Source organism: Neobacillus cucumis (assembly GCF_016908975.1).
Lineage (GTDB): Bacteria > Bacillota > Bacilli > Bacillales > Cytobacillaceae > Neobacillus > Neobacillus cucumis.
In genome coordinates this window covers 15173-34011 of the sequence record NZ_JAFBEX010000021.1, presented here as the reverse complement: position 1 = coordinate 34011, position 18839 = coordinate 15173, and the positions used below count along the sequence as shown (strand labels likewise).

Genomic DNA, 18839 nt, shown 5'->3' with positions numbered 1-18839 from the left:
CTAATCCAACCTAGTTTTGCATGGGTCATGTAGACCCGCCATCAGGTGAGTTCTCTCTATTATTAAGGGGGTATATACCTTTGAATTCTTGGAGTATTATGGAACACGCCTTCCCGCAATTAATGCATGGCTTGTGGCGAACCGTTGAATTTTCAGTGATCGCTATTATATTTGCCAGTATTATTGGACTTATAGCCGCATTATGCAAGCTTTCTCGTTTTAAAGTGTTACGGGGCATCAGCTGGGTATATGTTGAGGTATTCCGCGGTACCCCGCTTTTAGTACAGCTTCTTTTTATAGCATTAGGGTTGCCAACGATAATTCCATTAAACCAATGGTTTGGCTCGGACGTTTATCCCTACATTGCTGCTGCTATTGGCCTAGCCTTAAACGAAGGGGCCTATATTACAGAAATTATCCGCGCTGGAATCTTGGGCGTGGACCGCGGACAAAGCGAAGCCGCCCACAGTATTGGTATGACTCGTACTCAAGCGATGATTCATATCATTTTGCCGCAGGCCTTTAAACGAATGATTCCGCCACTGGTCAATCAATTTGCCCAAACAATCAAGGATACATCCTTGTTAGCCCCAATTGCCATTGTTGAACTTCTTTACACAGGTCAAATTATCATCGCAGAAAACTTCGCAGGATTTCAAATTTACGGCGAAGTAGCTCTTTTATATCTTGTCGTCATTTTCTCCCTTACACGTTTTGCCGGCTATCTAGAGAGGAGGCTGCAAATTGATAAGCGTTGAACAGTTGAAAAAGTCCTTTGGGCCTATTGAAGTATTAAAAGATGTTTCAGTTGAAATCCAGCCGCAAGAAGTGGTGGTTGTCATCGGTCCATCTGGCAGTGGAAAAAGTACTTTTCTCCGCTGCTTAAATGGCTTGGAAATAGCAACGGGTGGAAAAATTACCATCTCCGGTACGGAAATAACCCATTCAAGAGTAAATATACACAAAGTCTGTCAAAAGGTCGGGATGGTTTTTCAACGTTTTAACTTGTTTCATCATTTAACGGTACTAGAAAATATTACGGTCGGCCCGCGGAAAGTTTTAAAAATGTCGAAAGAAGAAAGTGAAAAGTTTGCCCGTCAGCTTCTTGAAAAGGTAGGATTGGCACACAAAGAAAATAGTTTTCCTGATGAGTTATCCGGAGGTCAACAGCAACGTGTTGCCATTGCTCGTGCTCTTGCGATGAAGCCGGAAGTGATGTTGTTTGATGAGCCTACTTCCGCATTGGATCCTGAAATGGTTGGCGAAGTCTTAAAGGTCATGCAGGACCTGGCAAAAGAAGGCATGACGATGGTGGTTGTCACACACGAAATGGGTTTTGCCAAAGAAGTTGGAGACCGAGTGTTATTCATGGACGAAGGCAGCATTATGGAAGAAGGAAAACCTGAAGAATTGTTTAAATCGCCTAAGAATGAGCGAACTAGAAGTTTTCTTGGGAAGATCTTACATTAAAAAGAAAAAAGATGATCGGCTATTTTCAGAAAAGAATTGCACTCATCTTTTTCCTCCAAACATTTCTGCCATTGTTTATTTAATATGAAGGAGAAAAAACCTTTTGGTGAAGTTCTAGATTGGGTTGCGGAGGCAGCCCTATTTGTGTGCCCTTTAATCCTTTGGATTTCTTGTTTGGGTTGAACGGACCTAGGAATGCGCCTATGAATTCGTACATAAATCTATATGGAGAATAATAAAACAGGTGGGATGCATATGGACACAAATGATTTCCATAAAGAGCTCCATCACTATTACACAAAAATACGTGAAACGAATCATCCCTATTATTGGTACTGTTTGGCTAATACGCAGGCCAGAGCCGGATTAACAACGGAAGCCATGCAAACAATTGATATGGCATTGTCTTTTCACAATCCTTATCCTTCAAAGCACAAACTTTTAGAAATGCGGGCAGGAATGCAATCAGCTGATTCAAGACAAATACATCCCAATCGTCCAACCATCGTAACCGTCAAGAGGGGAGATATTGACGGAGACGGGATACAGGATAATGTCTTTCTAACTGCCTATAAAACCCCTAATAGTCCATTTTGGATAGACATTACATTGGTTGTCCAAAATGGCAGGACCCATCACTATGATCACATTCATTTTAAAAATAACTCTGGCTACAATCCCACTCTTTTTCTAGGTAATTTTACTGGTAAAAAGGGTGATGATATTTTAATAGTCATGGACACCGGAGGAAGCGGCGGCACAATTTATGCGTATAACTATTCTTATATGAACGGTCAATTAAGGCAGATTTTTGATTCGGATGCTTTCTATGATTCCTTTAAGTACGATGTAACATATGAAAATCAATATAGAGCAAAGGTCATCAGCTATCATCTAAGAGAAAAGTATATTCTTGACATTACATACAAGGGGAAGGAATATCTATCGGAGATTTATAACCCCCAAGGTATTTTAAAGACTCCCATTAATGGGTGGGTGAATCCTTTGTCTGGTTTATATCCCATTGATTTTAACAGAGATCATCTATTTGAACTCCAAGCCTATCAAAGGATTGCCGGCAGGTACAATGCGGACAGTCTGGGAACTGTACTGACTCTATTGAAATGGAACGGTCAGGAATTTGGTCCTGAAAGGCAAACAGTGGCCATTTTTGACGGCGAACTGTGATAGCCGGACATATAAAAGAAAGAGTGCTTAAAAAAGTCATTCTTGAACTCCACTGCTTCCTTTGGTGTTTCTTATACATCTCCTATACATGAAAAGATGAAGTGATTAAAGAAAGGGGGAGGCTTTATTGTACCCCAATGATCCTTACCAGCCTTCCTATCCATATTTCACAGGCAAAAATTTATAAATTCAACCAATCCCACTCAAATCTTTCCCCATTATACTCAAAACCAATCGGTTTAGATTGAATCAGTCCTGCTGCGCGCTTTTCGTAAAGCATCTCCTCATAATACTGAAAAAATTTCTCTTTTAAGATTCCATAGTAGTAAGCAATCGGTTTTTTTACAGCATTTGTCAACTTCAGTTTTCGAATTAACTGCTTAAAGGATTGGATGGCAAGGTTAACGATTAAATCTTTTTCATGGTCTAGTTCATAGCCATAGGCAAGGATTTGGGCCATATGCCAATATTCTTCGATCACCTTTGCATCTGGAAAGAAGCATTTAACGATTTCAACGAAAGGCTGTGGAACACGATTGCTCACATACGTGTAATCTAATTTAGACGGATCCTCTATACGTTTTTTTATCTTTTTATCTCTTTCAGTTTTTAAAAGATTAATAGTTTTATTACGGTGGCTCATGCTAGGTTGTTTGGGTGGTTCACTTGGAGGAAAACGATTAAATACATAAAGATTGCTGGATTGGGAACCGTTGCTCCTTTCAGTTTCATAGACAGAGAAAAGCCCCAATTTTTTGCCTTTAAGAATCATCCGTTTAAAAGTCGAACGGGAGAGGATGTTTTCTTTAGATTGTTGATTAATCGCTTTTAAAATGGTTCCAATTTTGGCATTACAAACACCAGGGATTTTGGCAGAGAACCGCTCTAAGCCTTTTAATCCTATTAATTCACCTTTTGAAAAATCTTTCTTGTGATCGAGCAGCCACATTTCCATATGGCGGTTAAACTCCTTTAAACTTTCGAATTGCGAAAACGGCTCAAATCCCTCAATATTGCCAGATTTTAAATTCATACTTTTTAGCCACCTTATCACTTAATCTAGGCCAGCTAACGTGGCAATCCCACACTTCTGGCATTTCTAAGATAGCGGTTTTGGCTAAGGAATTCGAATTTCAAAAATTCGAATTTGGAGCCATTTTTTGCTTAAAAACCCCTTTTTTGGACATCAAATTCTAATTTTGAATCCGTTTTTTTGCAAATTGGCGTATTTTTGTATCAAATTTATTTTAAAGATTGGAGCTGTTATTATTCATTGTTGATATTCGTGTATGTATGAGATTCATAGGCGGAGAATTTCCGGCTATTTTTTATAGAGGAAGCACAAGAAGCAGATATAAGCGGAGATATTCCGCTTAACCGCTCCAAATAAGACAAAATTCAAAGATTTGGATAATATAAACGGAAAAACTTCCTTTATTTTTAAGGAATTAGGGTTATTTAGCAATTTAAACGGAATTTTACCGTTTATTTTTCATACACAATGAAATCAACATTTAGCTATAACAGTTAGATTAATAGGGGGACCTATATTTAGATTACAGGAGTTTAAAAAGGGAAGTGAGGTTGTACGAATTTTTTTATAAAATGTTCACATCATCATGAAAAAAATAATGTCCGTTTTCTTCATCGAACCATATATAAACATTGAAGATGGCCAGATGATAAATGCTGAAGCTTGTAGTGAGGGAGGTATTGTCTTTGCTAAAAAAAATAACAGGTGTCTCATTAGTAACAGCCACAACGCTTCTAGCATTAACTCCTCAGCAAGAAGAAATAAAACCAAGGGTTAGCCTACAGCAGAGTGAGCTGATATGGAATTCATCACGTAAGACTGAAGCGATGGATTCCCCAGATGTCCAAGTCCCCGTCACATTAGTGAATACCATTGACGGCGATACAATTAAAGTAAGAGTCAATGGGAAATTGGAAACGGTTCGTTATTTATTAATAGATACATCAGAATCGAAAAAGCCAGACATGTGTGTCCAGCCTTATGCAAGGGAAGCATACGCAAGGAATAATGAGCTAGTGAAAGGCGGCACCATAACGATAGAATGGGAGAATGGAAGGACCAGGGATTCGTATGGGAGACTATTAGCATATGTTTTTGTAGATGGAAAATCTGTTCAAGAAACACTGCTTAAAGAAGGATTCGCACGCGTGGGTTTTATAATAGAACCACCCTATAAATATTTGGATTTATTTAGAGAGGATGAAAGGATAGCAAAAAGGAGGAAACTAAACATTTGGAGTCGACCGGGATTTGTAACAAAATGGGGATTTAATGGGTGTGTTCAATAGATTATGAATTAACATAGCATATTCTGTTTACTTTATTGTTTTGCCCATTTAAGTATGGATATAATGGGGTTTAAGCAAATGCGGTAGGAAAGGACTTATAGGATGACATTTTTGGAAAAAATAAAACCACACTTAATAAGCAATGATTTTTTAATTCAAGAAACGGTACTTAATGCACTGCACGATTTTCCTAATGTTCCGGAAGAATGGACAGTAGAACTTTTGAAAGAAGCGTTTAACAATAAAGAAAAGCAAACCTCCATTCTCATCTTTGTAGAAAATCAGACAATCAATGAAGAATCAATCAAAATTCTGATCGGAAATATCCCGAAGATGGATCAGTCCAAGGTCCATTTAGCATTGAATTTGGTAGCACGTATTGACCCGAAACTTGCGCTAAAAAATAGGGAGCCACTGAAAAAATTTATTCGAGAGGAAATGTGGCCGTTATATGAACTAGTAGTAAACGGGACGGAAGAAGAAGTTTATACAGAATATGGGGAAACGTTAAATGATCTTGAGCGTGCTGCATCTTACCAACAGGATCTATACATAAAGGCGAAAAAACTGGCAGCATGTATTGTGCATAACGGCTGGATTACTGAAGAGGAAATTGATTTAGTTCTTAAGGAGGAATTAAAAGAGCAATGGTTTTCATTTAATGGGATTCTGACAATTTATATGATCGGATTATTAAGGCTGGAAAAGTATATCCCATTGCTGACAAGTTTGTTAATCCGTGATGATGATATTCTGTTAGAAGAAGTCGCAACGGCATTAATTGGTTTTCAATCGGATGAGGTTGTGAAACAGGCAGTACCTTACTTACGACAATCGGAATCGATCATATTTGCTGCTTCCATTGTGGAAAATATTAAATCAGATCTCGCGATTCAGGTTTTAAGAGAAGCCTATCATGAGGCAGAAAAACTCGATGATCAAGATATACTGATTGAAGCCCTCTGTCACCAGTTATCCATAAAGGCAGTACCCGAAATAAGTGATCATATGAAAAAAGAGTATTCCTCTGGCCTTGTGGATATTGAACAAACGGTTTATGGTTACTATTCAATTTTAGGTCAGCAGCACCCTGACATTGAGTTGTGGAAACAAGCCGTTATGGAGAGTGAGCTGCATTTTAGAAATGCTAGCAATCAAAAGAATCTGCAACAAAGTGTTACTGTCCGAAAAGAAAATAAAGTAGGCCGAAATGACCCATGTCCATGTGGAAGTGGGAAAAAATATAAAAAGTGTTGCGGTTGATAATGGATTTATTAATTTAAAATCGATAATTAAGAACGGCTGATATCTTTATATTCAGCCGTTTTTTATTAAAATAACCAGCTTGTCGTTAATTGCTAAATGATGAAGAACTCTATTCTAGATTGAGATAGAAGTACCGGAACTAATGATTGGGAATTCACTGAGCAGTTTGGATTTCTGGTGAAAATATGGACTTATCGTTTCTTTTCTTATCAGAGATGGAGAACCTATTTTATCTCACTTTGCAGAAATACTTTTTGAAAAAGGAGATTATTTCTTTATCATTGGAGAAAACACGAAAATAAACAAATTTAATAAGAAATTCTTATAGCTCCTTAATGGGGAGTTTTATTGGCTTTAATCAACAATCCTCTTACGAGAGAGTCGGCTTGGGGTAAACATGTCCAAAGAAAGACCGCCCACAGAAATGAGGAACGGTCTTATCATGCTAAGTATTTGAACCTTTAGTCACTTCTTTCATCACTACTGCTTTCGTCACAGCTTTCATCATCACCTTTAAGGTGAAGCTTTTTCTGATGATTCTTCAGAAATGCTAATTCGTGCAAGCGAGCAATCTCCAAATGACCTGCGTCAGTAGGATGTGGATCTTGTGTCGTGCAGAAATGTGTCCATGTACAAACCTTCGATTGTGTGGTATCAGTGAATGGTCCAAGAAAATCATCATGAACATCAACCACTTTATAATCAAATTTAAAACGGTTTGCTTTCATCACTTGGTTAATACCCCGAATAAAGGGCTCAGCAAGGGAAAATCTTGGGTTATTAGCTGGGACAGGATTGTAAACAGTCATTACCAAAATTTTAGCGTGGGATAGAATCCTTTTTCGGATATCTTCCATGATTAGTGGCCAGTTGAGGGCGAAAGTTGCAACGGCATCTGACAAACAGGCAGGAATGGCAGGGGGGAGCTGAGCAAGGCATTCCAATAAATCGTTAGCACCAATACTGATGGTAATTAAATCTGCTTTTTTTACTGCTTCTCTAAACAGGTTGGTTTGCAGCCGTTGAAGTAAATTAGTGCTAGTGTCACCAGGAACGGCAAGATTGGTTAAATTCACACATGGGAAAATCGCCGACAGGAAATCCCGAAAGTAATATACGTATCCGTATCCGTGGTGTCCAGTATCATTGACTGTAAATGAAGCACCCTCTCCAAAGGCAATGGAATTTCCAAGAGCTGTATATCGAAAGCAAGGGTGGTGATGGGGTTCGTGTGAATCAGACACATAATAACCTCCTCTCAATGAAATTAATAATATACTATTATTCTAAGTAAGAATAAGAAACGGCAACTGTCCAACTGTTTCATTCATTTATTTTGCTTGAGGGTCTGTCTCTACTACAGTGAAGACACTTTTTTACTCAGAGTTATCTTTATTTGAAGAAATGTTTATGGATTTAAAAATTAATTTCAGTATCAAAATATAAAAATAACTCTCTTAAACTCTGACTTATCGGAAGAAATATTAAGAAAGATTCTTTGGTATCGATCCAGAAATCATGAAGCTGGAGGAGGGAATGGTTGGGGGACATGGAATATTTTAAGAAACGGAACTATGGTCCGAAAATTAATACTTTTCACTAGAGACAGGGGTAGCTCTTTTTGTAAAATCCTTAGTGCAGATGGTATAGTAACAATTTGTAGCTGCCATGAACACGGGCAGCGTGATTCTTGCATTTCTTTTTTTTAACAAGAATGTACAAATAAGAAAATCTATAAAAGAGAAGCAATAGGCGACTAACAAATGCAAATGAAGAAAGATAAGAAACGGAAACGGTAAGTATGTTACCTTTTATAAAAATTAACCCTATTAGCTATAGTTAGTAGGGTTAATTAATGTCATTAAAAAGGAATTTTACTGAAAATGTCGAATATCAAAATAGGTCATTTGTATTAGGAATAGGCTTTTATATATGAGTAAATATTTATTAAACTCCTGCATATAGACTATTTAAGGACCAAAGGGTAGGTCATATTATTTCCCAAATTAACCGAAATAAAAAATATTTAAATTTATAGATGATAGAGGTGGTTCCAAATATAAATCATTTTCTTCATTAGATGAGCCAAAGGAAGCATATGTAAAAGGACAGGAATATAGCCCAACAACCAAAGTAAAAAAGGAAGATGTGAAAACTGGAAGCCAGCAATCTTTTAATCTTTTTGAAAATACAACATATATCGAAGAAAGTATATGTGTAGATGCAGCTTGTAGTGGAAATCCAGGGGTAATGGAATATAAAGGTGTTTATACAAATACAGGAGAAGTTCTATTTCATTTTGGTCCTATACTTGGAAAGAATAATATCGGGGAATTTTTAGCAATAGTCCATGGTTTAGGATTTCTAATAAAGCATGGAAAGAACTTCCCAATCTATTCTGATTCATTAACTGCTATTAAATGGGTGAAGGTAAAGAGAGCAAATACTTCCTTGCATAGAAATAAAGAGACAAAAAGAGTTTGGGAATTAATCGAAAGAGCTGAAAAATGGCTCTTGGAAAATGATTATAATACTAAAATTATCAAATGGGAAACAGATCGATGGGGTGAAGTAAAGGCTGATTTTGGAAGGAAATAATTTGTAAAGCGGAGGAGGCTGAAGGTAATGGAATTTAAAGCATATTTAGAGCAGAAACATATGTTAAAAAAAGGTGAAATAAAACTAAAGGGGAATTCTGTAAATCAATATATAAATAGGCTAGAAAACATGCGTCGAAATGGAATATACAACGAAGAACTACAAATTACCCCCATTTTGGAACAAAAAATACAAGAATGTTATAAGGATTGGAATACATATGTGAAAACAATAGAACATTATTTATCTTCAAAAAAATATTAACCATGCGGGATTAGGTGTGTTTAAACAACTATAAACTATTTTTTAAAAATCAATAAAATGGAAAACTCCGCTATCCACTTTCGAGTATGATGTTCGTCGTTTTCAACAAGTAGAGAACGTTGAGAAATATGTTCAGAATGTGGAAGAAGGCGAGTTGTCAGAAGCGTTTTGGAATAATATTTTAGTTACCCGTCTAAATACTTCTGTTGCAAGCAGCCCATATTTCAACCTCTTCTTTATGGCTCAAATAAAAAATGGAGATAAAGGATTTCTATCCAAAGTGGTCGAAGTTAAACATCTTATTGAGGAAAGAGGGGATATCCATCATATCTTTCCAAAAAAGTATTTACAGAGAAATGGAATTTCAAACCGTGGACACTATAATCAAATAGCCAATTATGTATACACACAACAAGAAATAAATATAGCTATCAAAGATCAATCCCCAAAAGAATATATGCTAAGGATGATGGAGCAATGTTGTACTAAACAAATAAAATTAGGTGAGATTGATGACTTGAATATATTAAAAGCAAATCTAAAAGAAAATTCTGTTCCTCTTGAAATCTTTGAAATGGAATACGATCAATATAATGAATTTCTAGAACTAAGAAGAAGACAAATGGCACAAAAAATTAAAGAATTTTACTTTTCTTTATAATAAATCTTCGAAAAGTTCTATAATTGTCTTTATCAGTATTTATTGATTTGGGTTACTTAATATGACTATTCATAATAGATTAGTCCGCGACAGTATACCAGAAGTAATTGAAAGCACAGGGAAATAATTTTCTATAAGAGTTCTTAATGATGATGAATATATAAAAGAATTAAAAAATAAGTGCTTAGAAGAACTAACTGAAAATGTAAATGCTAAAAATGATGATGATGCAATTGAAGAGCTGGCCGATCTATTAGAAATAATTCGTACGTTTGCTGAGGCTCATGGATCATCTTTTCCTGCAGTTGAAAAAGTACGACAAATGAAAGCAGAAAAAAGAGGTGGGTTTAAGGAGAAAATTTTTTAATTGAGGTTGAGGATAATTAAGGTACAGTTATTTACATAGAAACTCTAACTTATTTAATAGATAAGATTTAAGGTGCAGTCACTATCTTTATGCTTTTCTTCTTTTGAGATGAAAACCGTGGTTTGTTATTTGACAACAAAATCACTTGGTTGGTAAATTTTATGGTGAGGATTAGTTATAAAATGCAAACTAAGAAGAGCTAACAAAGCTCTTTTTAGTTTGTTCTTCAATAAAAGGATCGTTACAGAAAATGTTATTTAATATATAATCGGCAAAATAAACTAAATGGTTTATTTAATGAACATCCGGAGTGATTTCGATTGTTAGAGAATATCGTTATTGAACTATCAAAAAGATTAAGTAACGTTAAAACATTAAGTACGAAAAAAGAAAATAAAATTTCAAAGGTCGACCAGAAGGGGATTTATGTTGAAACCGAATCATCAAGAAGTAAATTCCAAAATGGGGAAAAACAAGAACCATTTGAGTTTATTTCATTTGATTTTATTCTTGAAGGCTGGCAGGAATTTATTAGTGTTAGGAAAGCCACTGCAAATGATTTTAATAAGACCAGAGGTAGAACTTCTTTTTTAATGGCTTTCTTCACAAACCTACCTTTTGTAGAAGCTTCTATTAGTGGAAAGACCAAATCTATTTCCTTAAGAGAATTTCAAACAGACGAGTTACCAAGTGACCAGTATCATAAAGTAAAAGAGTTCTTAAATGAAGTAGTAGAAGGTACGTTCGATCCAACACAATTAAGTAAACATATTGAAGGCAACCTATACCGAGTAAAGACTCGTAGCAGGCAGGATGTACGGTTGCTTGGATTTATTAATGAATTTAATGAAGTGAATCAATTCCAATTAGATGAATATATTAATGGCGAAAATAAGGATTTATACATAAAACGAATTCTTTTAAATCTTGGATATTTTAGGATTGCACTGATTTGTTTAGATCTTCTACAGAATTTTTCAAAGAGAGAAAAGAAGACTGCTCTTGAAGAATTAGGAATGCTGATAGTTCGTAATTCAAGAGGAGACAATCTCATGGTGGAATCTGTTGCAAAAGAAAGAACGAATAATCTCTTTATGTGGCTAGAAAACACCCAAATGATTGACCATGAATGGCTGCCAACCGAAGATTTCTTCGAAACATATAGCACAAAGGAGCACGTAATAATGAGTGATACAAGAAGTAGTCTTTTGAAAGTAATGGAAGAGTACCTTGATGCCAAACGGGAAGGATTCGGTGGCCACCCACTGGGAGCTTTTGTTCGAAATGACATTCCTTTAGAGTTCTATCGTTTAGATTTTATCGATTCGGCAGAATACGTAGTAACCGGGTCTGTGGGTCAAGGAAATTGGGCAGCTGTCCCCTGGATTGCCATAATGAATAGGAAAATAACGGTATCTACTCAGCGTGGGTATTATATTGTCTATCTATTTAGTGAGGATATGAAAACTGTTTACCTTACACTTGCCCAAGGAGTCACGGAAACCTCAAAGGACGAGATGCAACGAATAAAGGAAGAGATCCGTGAATCAATACCAGCATCAAGTAAAGTGAGAAAGGATGACGACTTCAGTTTAGGTATCAGTTCTAAAGCTCGACAATATGCTCAGTCTACTGCTGCGTATATTGCATACCATTTTGACAACATACCAAATGAAAGTACATTAGTTACGGATCTTCAGGAAATGGTTAGGATTTATGAGGATTATATTGCGCAAAGAAATGGCTACGAGACTACAGAATGTATTCATAAAGAACAGTACATAATTCGTGAAACTGGAACTACCAATTTAAATGATAAAGAGTTAATTGAACATATCTTCTCCTATATTAGAAGTAAAGGCTTCTATTACACAAGAGAAGAGATAATTAACTTATTCCTTTCAATTAAAACGAAGCCTTTTGTGATTCTCTCCGGTATTTCTGGAACAGGCAAAACAAAAATGGTTCAATGGTTTGCTGAAAGCATAGGGGCAACCGAAGAAAATGGACAATTTGCTTTGATCCCAATTCGACCAGATTGGAATGATGGGTCCGATTTACTCGGCTATGTGGACATTAAAGGAGATTTTAAAGAAGGACCGCTGACCAAGATAATCAAGAGAGCGAAAAATAACCCTAATTTTCCTTATTTTGTACTCTTAGATGAAATGAATTTAGCACGGGTAGAGTATTATTTTAGCGATATTTTAAGTGTGATGGAAAGCCGCAAATGGAAAGATGGGAAAATTGTTTCATCGACTTTGTTATCTGAGGAAACAGCTGGTGAAGATTTTAAGTTGCCGAATAATCTATATATCATCGGGACCGTAAATATGGATGAAACCACTCATCCATTTAGTAAAAAGGTATTGGACAGGGCGAACACGATTGAGTTCAACCGGGTCGAGCTTGCAAATCTCGCTTTTTTAACTGAATTAGAGGAAATCGAGCCAGCTATTATTGGGCAGGAATCCATTGCATCTATCTACCTTCATCTTAAGGATGTTTATCAAAAGCATACCACTTTAATAGAACGAGTGACGGAAGAGTTAGTTAAAATGAATGAAGCCCTTCAATTGATTAATGCGAACGTGGGTTACCGGGTACGCGATGAAATTTGTTTTTATATGGCATATAACTCTGAAAGCCAATTAATGGACTATGATCATGCACTTGACCATTGTATATTACAAAAGATTTTACCGAGAATTGCCGGGAGCGATTCGCGAGTTGATCACTTGTTGAAGGAATTGTATCGAATATTTACAAATAGACAGTTTGAAGAAGATATGGATTTAGCTGTAGCGAAACTTGAAGGTGTAAAATATCCTCATAGTGCAGCAAAGGTCGTTGAAATGCTTAGGAGGTTAGAAGATGGCTTCACTTCCTTCTGGATCTCGTGAAGATGTTGAATTAATTCAAATTGAAACAGACGAATTATCTCTGATTCTAAAAGGAAAACCCTATCATAATCGGTACGAAGGATTAAAGCAGTACCGTAGCATGGACTATCATGATGTAATGGAATTTTCTGTACAAGGCGACACCATACAAGAAATCAAGGTGTACGATATTAATCAACAGCAACTAGTAGAGCCTTCGAGGTTACGGCCCATTTTTTTTGAAAATGGAGTTTATCAACTCATCGTTTTACCGAAGAACGGTCAAGAATTGACCTTTTATCATGAACATCCGCTATTGAGACAATCGGTTTCACTTGTTAAGATTGGCCAACAGTCTATGCTGATGGGGAATCTTCAGTTTCAAAATGAAGTTGGGTTTACGACCTTTGAAATCCGAGCTAGCAACAAAACGTTATTAGAAGTAACGTTAGAGATATTTCCTTCTAAGCTCGATTATAAAAATGACTACAATAAGTTATTAGAAGATGTAAATGATGAGATTTACAATTTGGCTTATCATTTCATTCGTAAAACGTATTTAGGAGCAAAACTCAAACTGGAAGGGAAGCCTTCGAGAACAGAGTTTTATCGTTTAATTAACCATCATTTTCTCCAATTTTTACAAGCGATTTCACGAATTGAAAAACAGCCTCATCATAAACTGGAAAAAACGTATGAAAAGGCAAGAGGGGATCAGCTAAGGAAGTTAGATTCAACCAGTAGAAATTATTTACGTAAGCGATCGAGTGGATTTGCTGAGGTAGAAAAAGGAATCCCTTTTGGAAGTAAGCGTCTTATGCCGATAGAAGGTTTACGAATAAAGAAAGACTTAACCTTCGACACGATTGAAAACCGGTATATAAAGTGGACGATGGTAAGACTCGTACATAAGCTAGAGGATTTACTTGAGAGCGCTATAAATTGGAATAAACGTTCCTTAGTGGATCCAGATCCTGACCTGGTTGAAGGGATAAACACAATGATCAACCAACTTCAGGGAAGGTTGAAAAATTCTTTTTGGATGAAAATTGGGAATTTGGACCGGTCAGTGATGAGTTTGGTTTTGCAAATGGGCACGGGCTATAGGGATGCATTTCAAATTTACTTAATCGTTTCAAAGGGATTGGTTCTGGAAGGAAAAATTTATCAGATGTCCGTTAAGGATGTAGCGACTTTATATGAATATTGGACCTTTCTTAAGCTTGGACAAATCCTCGGTCGAAAGTATAAGCTCTTAAGCCAGGACATAGTCCAAGTCAATCGTGAGGGATTGTTTGTTAATCTCGAAGTTAATAAAACGGCAAAACGTGTTTATCAACATCCCATTACGAATGAAGAAATTGTCTTGACCTATCAGAAATATGAAGGCGGGTTACCTACTCTTCCTCAGAAGCCGGATACCATGCTAAGCATCGAGAAGAGAGGAAGAGATTACACCTTTAATTATATATTTGATGCCAAATACCGAATCGATTATGCCCAAGCTGACAGCTATTATCAAAAACGCTACAAAACACCAGGCCCTATAGAAGACGATATCAACACAATGCATCGTTACCGTGATTCGATTGTTGCGTCAGCGGTTGACGGTCCTTATGAAAGGACAGCCTTTGGGGCATATGTTTTGTTTCCGTGGTATGATGAAATAACCTATCACGGCCATCATTTTTACGAAAGTATAAATAAAGTAAACATTGGCGGGCTGCCATTCTTACCAAATGCCACATCCTTAGTGCAACGATTTGTGGAGAGATTGATCGACAAAAGTCCAGAGGAAATCCAGCAGGAAGGGATTCTGCCACGCGGTACATTAGCTAAATGGAAATCTAGTCTCGATGAAAAGGTTTTTGTAGGGCTTGTTTCAAATGCGGAAGATTATGATCATTTTATTAAACAAGGCTTTTATTCCATTCCTGTTGAGAAATTGAAAAAGGGTTGGCAGGAAGCCAAGTATGTTGCCTTATATGTTAAAAGTGGAGTATGTGCGGAATATGGAGTATTGGTATATGGGAAAATTCAAGAGGTTCAGCCAGAAAGAGTTAGTGGAATAGATGTTATCAACTTCAAGGTCGGATATTGGATCAACCTTAATCCTATCATTAAGCCTGTGCATTATGGAATCTCCAGTTATATTCTCACAACATTCAATACCTTAAAAGAAGCAATGGAGCTTCCTGAATTGTTTATGAAATCAAAGGAAGAAATGCTGATTTGGAGAATGTTGCGGAGGGTGTCCGATCGAATTAAGTTAAATTTAGATGAAACAGACTTAGCTAAGGCATCCAGAGTAATGGAATATAGAATTAAGAATATTAGAATTATAATGAACAAACATGAACGACAAATTGAATTTGTTAAAAACGGAGTAAAAAAGGATGTTTCCATTGAGGATTTTGAGAGGAATCCTACTGGGGTTTTTAGAGTGTTAATGGGGATATTATCCTTTTGAGTTCGAATGGAAAAGAAGATAGAATCCCTCTATGAGAGGGACCTATCTTCTTTTTTAAAATTTTACTTATATATCCTTATGGTTAAATGACACTTTGTTTAGTTAATGAGTTATGTTGGAATAACTGGAAACCCTTTTTTCAATTGATGTAACGTGGCAGGTTACTTTAAATAAATGTGGTATTTTATTAATAACTGAAGAAAGGGGATTAAATATGGAGAATAAAGAGAAAATTTATTACGAACGAGGCACCGAAGAATTAAGAACAAAGAATATCCGTGCCCATAAACTTGTTCAAGAATTCAACAATTGTCCAGTCGAAGATTCAAAAAGGAAAGAGGAAATTATTAAGGAATTGTTTGGAAGTGTTGGAGCAAATCCAAGTATTGAGCATAATTTCCATTGTGACTTAGGATACAACATTCATGTTGGTGATCATTTCTATGCTGGATATAACTGTACGATTTTAGATATGGCAGAAGTAAGGATTGGTGACAACTGTATGATTGGTCCTAATGTTGGACTATATACAGCTGGTCATTCAATTGAACCTAAAGATAGGAATAAGAGTGGTTATGCTATTCCAATAAAGATAGGAAATGATGTCTGGATTGGTGGTAGCTGTGTTATTTTACCTGGAATCACCGTTGGGGATAACTCAATTATTGCTGCTGGTTCTGTTGTTACAAAAAATGTACCTACTAATTCAATAGTCGCGGGAAATCCTGCAAAGATACTGAAAAATATATAAATTTCTTTTGCTACAAGAAAGATTATATATTGCGTTTAACTGTGCGGTCCTTTAAAGGATCGCTTTTTTTGTTCAACTAACGGAGCTTCGTTTAAAGTTGATGACCGCTGCACACTGCTTGTAGTCAACCTAATTGAAAAGGCATGTGTGGTTAAAAAGGATCATAGTTATCTATAAAGTTGAATTATAAGTGGCACAATTTACGCTATGAAAATCTTAAAGTAAGAAAGCCTCTATAGAGTTTCAGATACCTTGAAATATATATCCATAAAATTGGTAAAATAGTAAAATATTCATATTGCGTAATCACAACAGACCTTGGGTGTAATGGTAGCCCTGAAAATAGTTTGAGAAATAAATGTATTCTTTAAGGAGGCTTTGTTCGCTAGTTACTTCTTCCTAATAAATCGGATTTTCAAATTCCAACATCAAGAATTAGTTCTGTTGAAAAAATTTTATTGGGTACATAGAGCAGTATATTTTAATTCAAGCAGAAAATCCAACAAATCCTGTTCTATTATTTCTTCATGGTGGACCATCAATGCCCTTGCCTGGGGTTTCAAACAGAGGAATAGATTATACGATGGCAACCAATACCAAAAAACTTGTTAAAAATTTTGTATTAGTATTTTGGGATCAGAGAGGGACAGGAAAATCATATAATAGTAAGATTAAGCAAGAAACCATGACAATCAATCAGTTTATCTCTGATTCAACTGAATTAATTGATTATTTAAGAGATCGATTCTCCCAACAAAAGATTTTTCTGGCAGGGCATACATGGGGAAGTCTTCTTGGTTTATCGTTGGTTCACCTTTATCCTGAAGTATTCCATTCCTATATTGGAATTTCGCAGATCGTTAGTTGGGCAAAAAATGATGAGCTTGCTTTGAATTGGGCAAAGAAAGAAGTGGCTAAAAGGAAGAATAAGAAAGCTTTAGATGAATTAAATGCAATCGGTCAACCCCCTTTTATTGAAAGCACCAAACAGTGGACTATACTAAGAAAATAGATGTTAAGATATAACTCAATGGTCTATTCTGACGATCAAATCAAACATCCAGGATTGTTAAAATCTTCAAAAGCATTTATTCAATCTAAAGATTATTCCATGATCGATGTCTATAATACCTTTGTTAAAGGATTTAAACTCGTTTATCACTTAGATTTCATAAAAGAAATTGCCACCGTTAACTATAAAGAACAATTACTCAAAGTCTCCATACCTGTTAGTTTTATTCATGGAACAAAGGATGTACATGTGTTTGGAGAGCTTGTAGAGGATTATTACAAGGTCCTCGAGGCTGACAAAGGAAAACGATTCATTTGGTTGGATAAATCATCCCATGCCTTTCATCCTGAAGACACCAAAATAATTGAACAACATATCATTGAAGAACTTAAACACTACAAAAAATAAACCAGATATAATAATGTATAAAGCGGAGTTTTTATAAGACTAAGACATCAATTGAAGGGAACTATTTGAGGAAATAGTAGAGTGCAAAAAAGCTGTCTAAGCCAACAGCTTTTTTTATCTGACACAACACTTCATTAAATTTTTCATGTTCTTCAAACGGAGGACAATGGCCGGAGTTCTCAAACCAAACGAATTCCTTAACAGGTGCATGAATATGATGAAAATACTCTTCCACCAGTTAAGAAGGGGTGTTGAAATCAAATCTTCCAGCGCAAAAATAAATTGGAATGGAATACTGGATGATATTTCTAAAATCTGTTTTGGCTACTTCTTTCCACATCATGGTTAATGATGCCTTATTCCTTTTCATAAACCTAAACCAATCAGACACGAGATACTCCGTATTATGCCGAAATTCACCAAAAAATAATTGAGTGCTGGTCATCGAATAGAGAGAGCCCTTATACTTATCAAGTAGTTTGCGTTGAGAAAATAAATAATTCAAGGAATCAGGTTCAAATGTGAGAGTATGTAATTGTTCAAGTGCTTTTTTATCTCTCTTTTTTTCTGCCTGTTCTTTGACAAAATCAAGGGAAATGCTTTCGCCTTCAGTCATACAGATAATTTGACCAACGCCAATATACGCATAAAGATAGTTATGATATTCCTGAGCTAACAAGGAGCCAAGAATACTTCCCCAGGAATGACCTACCAAGTAAAGCTTTTCCTTCTCAAATCTTTTTAGAAGATATTGAATAAGCTCTTTAGCATCATTCAAGTAGTTCTTAAGTGTAAGTTCACCAGATTCGGATATTCCTGAACCTCTTTGATCCCAATTCACAACGATAAAATCCTTCTCTAATTGCCTCTGAAATCGCCTTGCAAAACCAATTTGTGCAGTCCCAGGTCCTCCATGGAGAAAAAGCACAATGGGCTGATTTTTGTCATCGGTGCGAATTAAGATCGATTGCTGAATCCCTCCTAACATAAGCGGTTCAAGTGAATACAAACTATTTGGTAAATTAGTTGAAACCGGTGTTTTTCTTTTGAACATAACATCACCCCTCTATTAATATTTTAACAGAATTTGACAATAAATAGGTCCTTTCGTACATAAAAATGTAAGTTAATATGGGTGTAAAGGCATAATTAAATTAGTTAACTATTAAAAACAACATGG

At 36.0% G+C, this 18839-nt stretch carries 16 protein-coding genes and 1 pseudogene; 14 read left to right on the top strand and 3 right to left on the bottom strand.

The genetic code is table 11. The features are described 5' to 3' along the window. Positions 1-80 precede the first annotated feature (80 nt). The 3 genes from JOC76_RS22835 to JOC76_RS22825 all read left to right on the top strand — a co-directional run bounded on the left by JOC76_RS22835 (position 81) and on the right by JOC76_RS22825 (position 2658). Positions 81-758: an amino acid ABC transporter permease gene (locus tag JOC76_RS22835; RefSeq protein ID WP_239557912.1), complete on the top strand. Its 678-nt coding sequence runs from the start codon at positions 81-83 to the stop codon at positions 756-758. Continuing rightward, positions 745-1470 (top strand): amino acid ABC transporter ATP-binding protein, encoded by a 726-nt coding sequence (locus JOC76_RS22830; RefSeq protein ID WP_205181079.1) that lies wholly within the window; start codon positions 745-747, stop codon positions 1468-1470. The genes JOC76_RS22835 and JOC76_RS22830 overlap by 14 nt, the downstream gene beginning before the upstream one ends. Positions 1471-1917: 447 nt before the next feature. Beyond that, positions 1918-2658: a YybI family spore inner coat protein gene (locus JOC76_RS22825; RefSeq protein ID WP_372441995.1), complete on the top strand. Its 741-nt coding sequence runs from the start codon at positions 1918-1920 to the stop codon at positions 2656-2658. Positions 2659-2839: 181 nt separating this feature from the next. On the opposite strand, the gene JOC76_RS22820 is transcribed toward JOC76_RS22825, so the two are convergent. Next, positions 2840-3691, bottom strand: coding sequence for a hypothetical protein (locus JOC76_RS22820; protein ID WP_239557911.1), 852 nt, complete (start codon positions 3689-3691; stop codon positions 2840-2842). A gap of 686 nt (positions 3692-4377) precedes the next feature. On the opposite strand from JOC76_RS22820, the gene JOC76_RS22815 reads away from it, so the two are divergent. Both JOC76_RS22815 and JOC76_RS30585 read left to right on the top strand, forming a co-directional pair. Then, a complete protein-coding gene (locus tag JOC76_RS22815) occupies positions 4378-4980 on the top strand; it encodes a thermonuclease family protein (protein ID WP_275591402.1) in 603 nt (200 codons plus the stop codon). Between the two features lie 102 nt (positions 4981-5082). Beyond that, on the top strand, positions 5083-6243 hold the full coding sequence (locus tag JOC76_RS30585) for an SEC-C metal-binding domain-containing protein (protein ID WP_205181076.1): 1161 nt from the start codon (positions 5083-5085) through the stop codon (positions 6241-6243). Between the two features lie 464 nt (positions 6244-6707). Here the strand turns inward: JOC76_RS30585 and JOC76_RS22805 are convergent, their stop codons facing one another. Beyond that, positions 6708-7490: an SGNH/GDSL hydrolase family protein gene (locus tag JOC76_RS22805; protein WP_205181075.1), complete on the bottom strand. Its 783-nt coding sequence runs from the start codon at positions 7488-7490 to the stop codon at positions 6708-6710. A gap of 904 nt (positions 7491-8394) precedes the next feature. Here JOC76_RS22805 and JOC76_RS22800 point away from each other — a divergent pair. The 9 genes and pseudogenes from JOC76_RS22800 (at position 8395) to JOC76_RS30195 (ending at position 17659) form a co-directional block, all read left to right on the top strand. Then, a complete protein-coding gene (locus tag JOC76_RS22800; RefSeq protein ID WP_205181074.1) occupies positions 8395-8844 on the top strand; it encodes a ribonuclease H family protein in 450 nt (149 codons plus the stop codon). Between the two features lie 27 nt (positions 8845-8871). Further along, the gene (locus JOC76_RS22795; protein ID WP_205181073.1) at positions 8872-9108 is read left to right on the top strand and encodes a hypothetical protein; all 237 of its coding nucleotides are present in this window, start codon (positions 8872-8874) and stop codon (positions 9106-9108) included. A 139-nt stretch (positions 9109-9247) separates the two neighbouring features. After that, on the top strand, positions 9248-9769 hold the full coding sequence (locus tag JOC76_RS22790) for a hypothetical protein (protein WP_205181072.1): 522 nt from the start codon (positions 9248-9250) through the stop codon (positions 9767-9769). 61 nt (positions 9770-9830) lie between these two features. Next, positions 9831-10156, top strand: a pseudogene (locus tag JOC76_RS30205) (nucleoside triphosphate pyrophosphohydrolase). Positions 10157-10456: 300 nt separating this feature from the next. After that, positions 10457-13039, top strand: coding sequence for an MrcB family domain-containing protein (locus tag JOC76_RS22785; protein ID WP_205181071.1), 2583 nt, complete (start codon positions 10457-10459; stop codon positions 13037-13039). Continuing rightward, positions 13011-15488, top strand: coding sequence for a restriction endonuclease-like protein (locus JOC76_RS22780; RefSeq protein ID WP_205181070.1), 2478 nt, complete (start codon positions 13011-13013; stop codon positions 15486-15488). Before JOC76_RS22785 ends, JOC76_RS22780 begins: the two co-directional genes overlap by 29 nt. Positions 15489-15702: 214 nt before the next feature. Continuing rightward, positions 15703-16239 carry a sugar O-acetyltransferase gene (locus JOC76_RS22775; protein WP_205181069.1) on the top strand — a complete coding sequence of 179 codons (537 nt, stop codon included), beginning with the start codon at positions 15703-15705 and terminating at the stop codon, positions 16237-16239. A 541-nt stretch (positions 16240-16780) separates the two neighbouring features. Next, positions 16781-17251: an alpha/beta fold hydrolase gene (locus JOC76_RS30200; protein WP_239557909.1), complete on the top strand. Its 471-nt coding sequence runs from the start codon at positions 16781-16783 to the stop codon at positions 17249-17251. Next, positions 17252-17659: an alpha/beta fold hydrolase gene (locus tag JOC76_RS30195; protein ID WP_239557908.1), complete on the top strand. Its 408-nt coding sequence runs from the start codon at positions 17252-17254 to the stop codon at positions 17657-17659. It begins immediately after the preceding gene. A 238-nt stretch (positions 17660-17897) separates the two neighbouring features. Here the strand turns inward: JOC76_RS30195 and JOC76_RS22765 are convergent, their stop codons facing one another. Next, positions 17898-18713, bottom strand: coding sequence for an alpha/beta fold hydrolase (locus JOC76_RS22765; protein ID WP_205181068.1), 816 nt, complete (start codon positions 18711-18713; stop codon positions 17898-17900). Positions 18714-18839 lie beyond the last annotated feature (126 nt).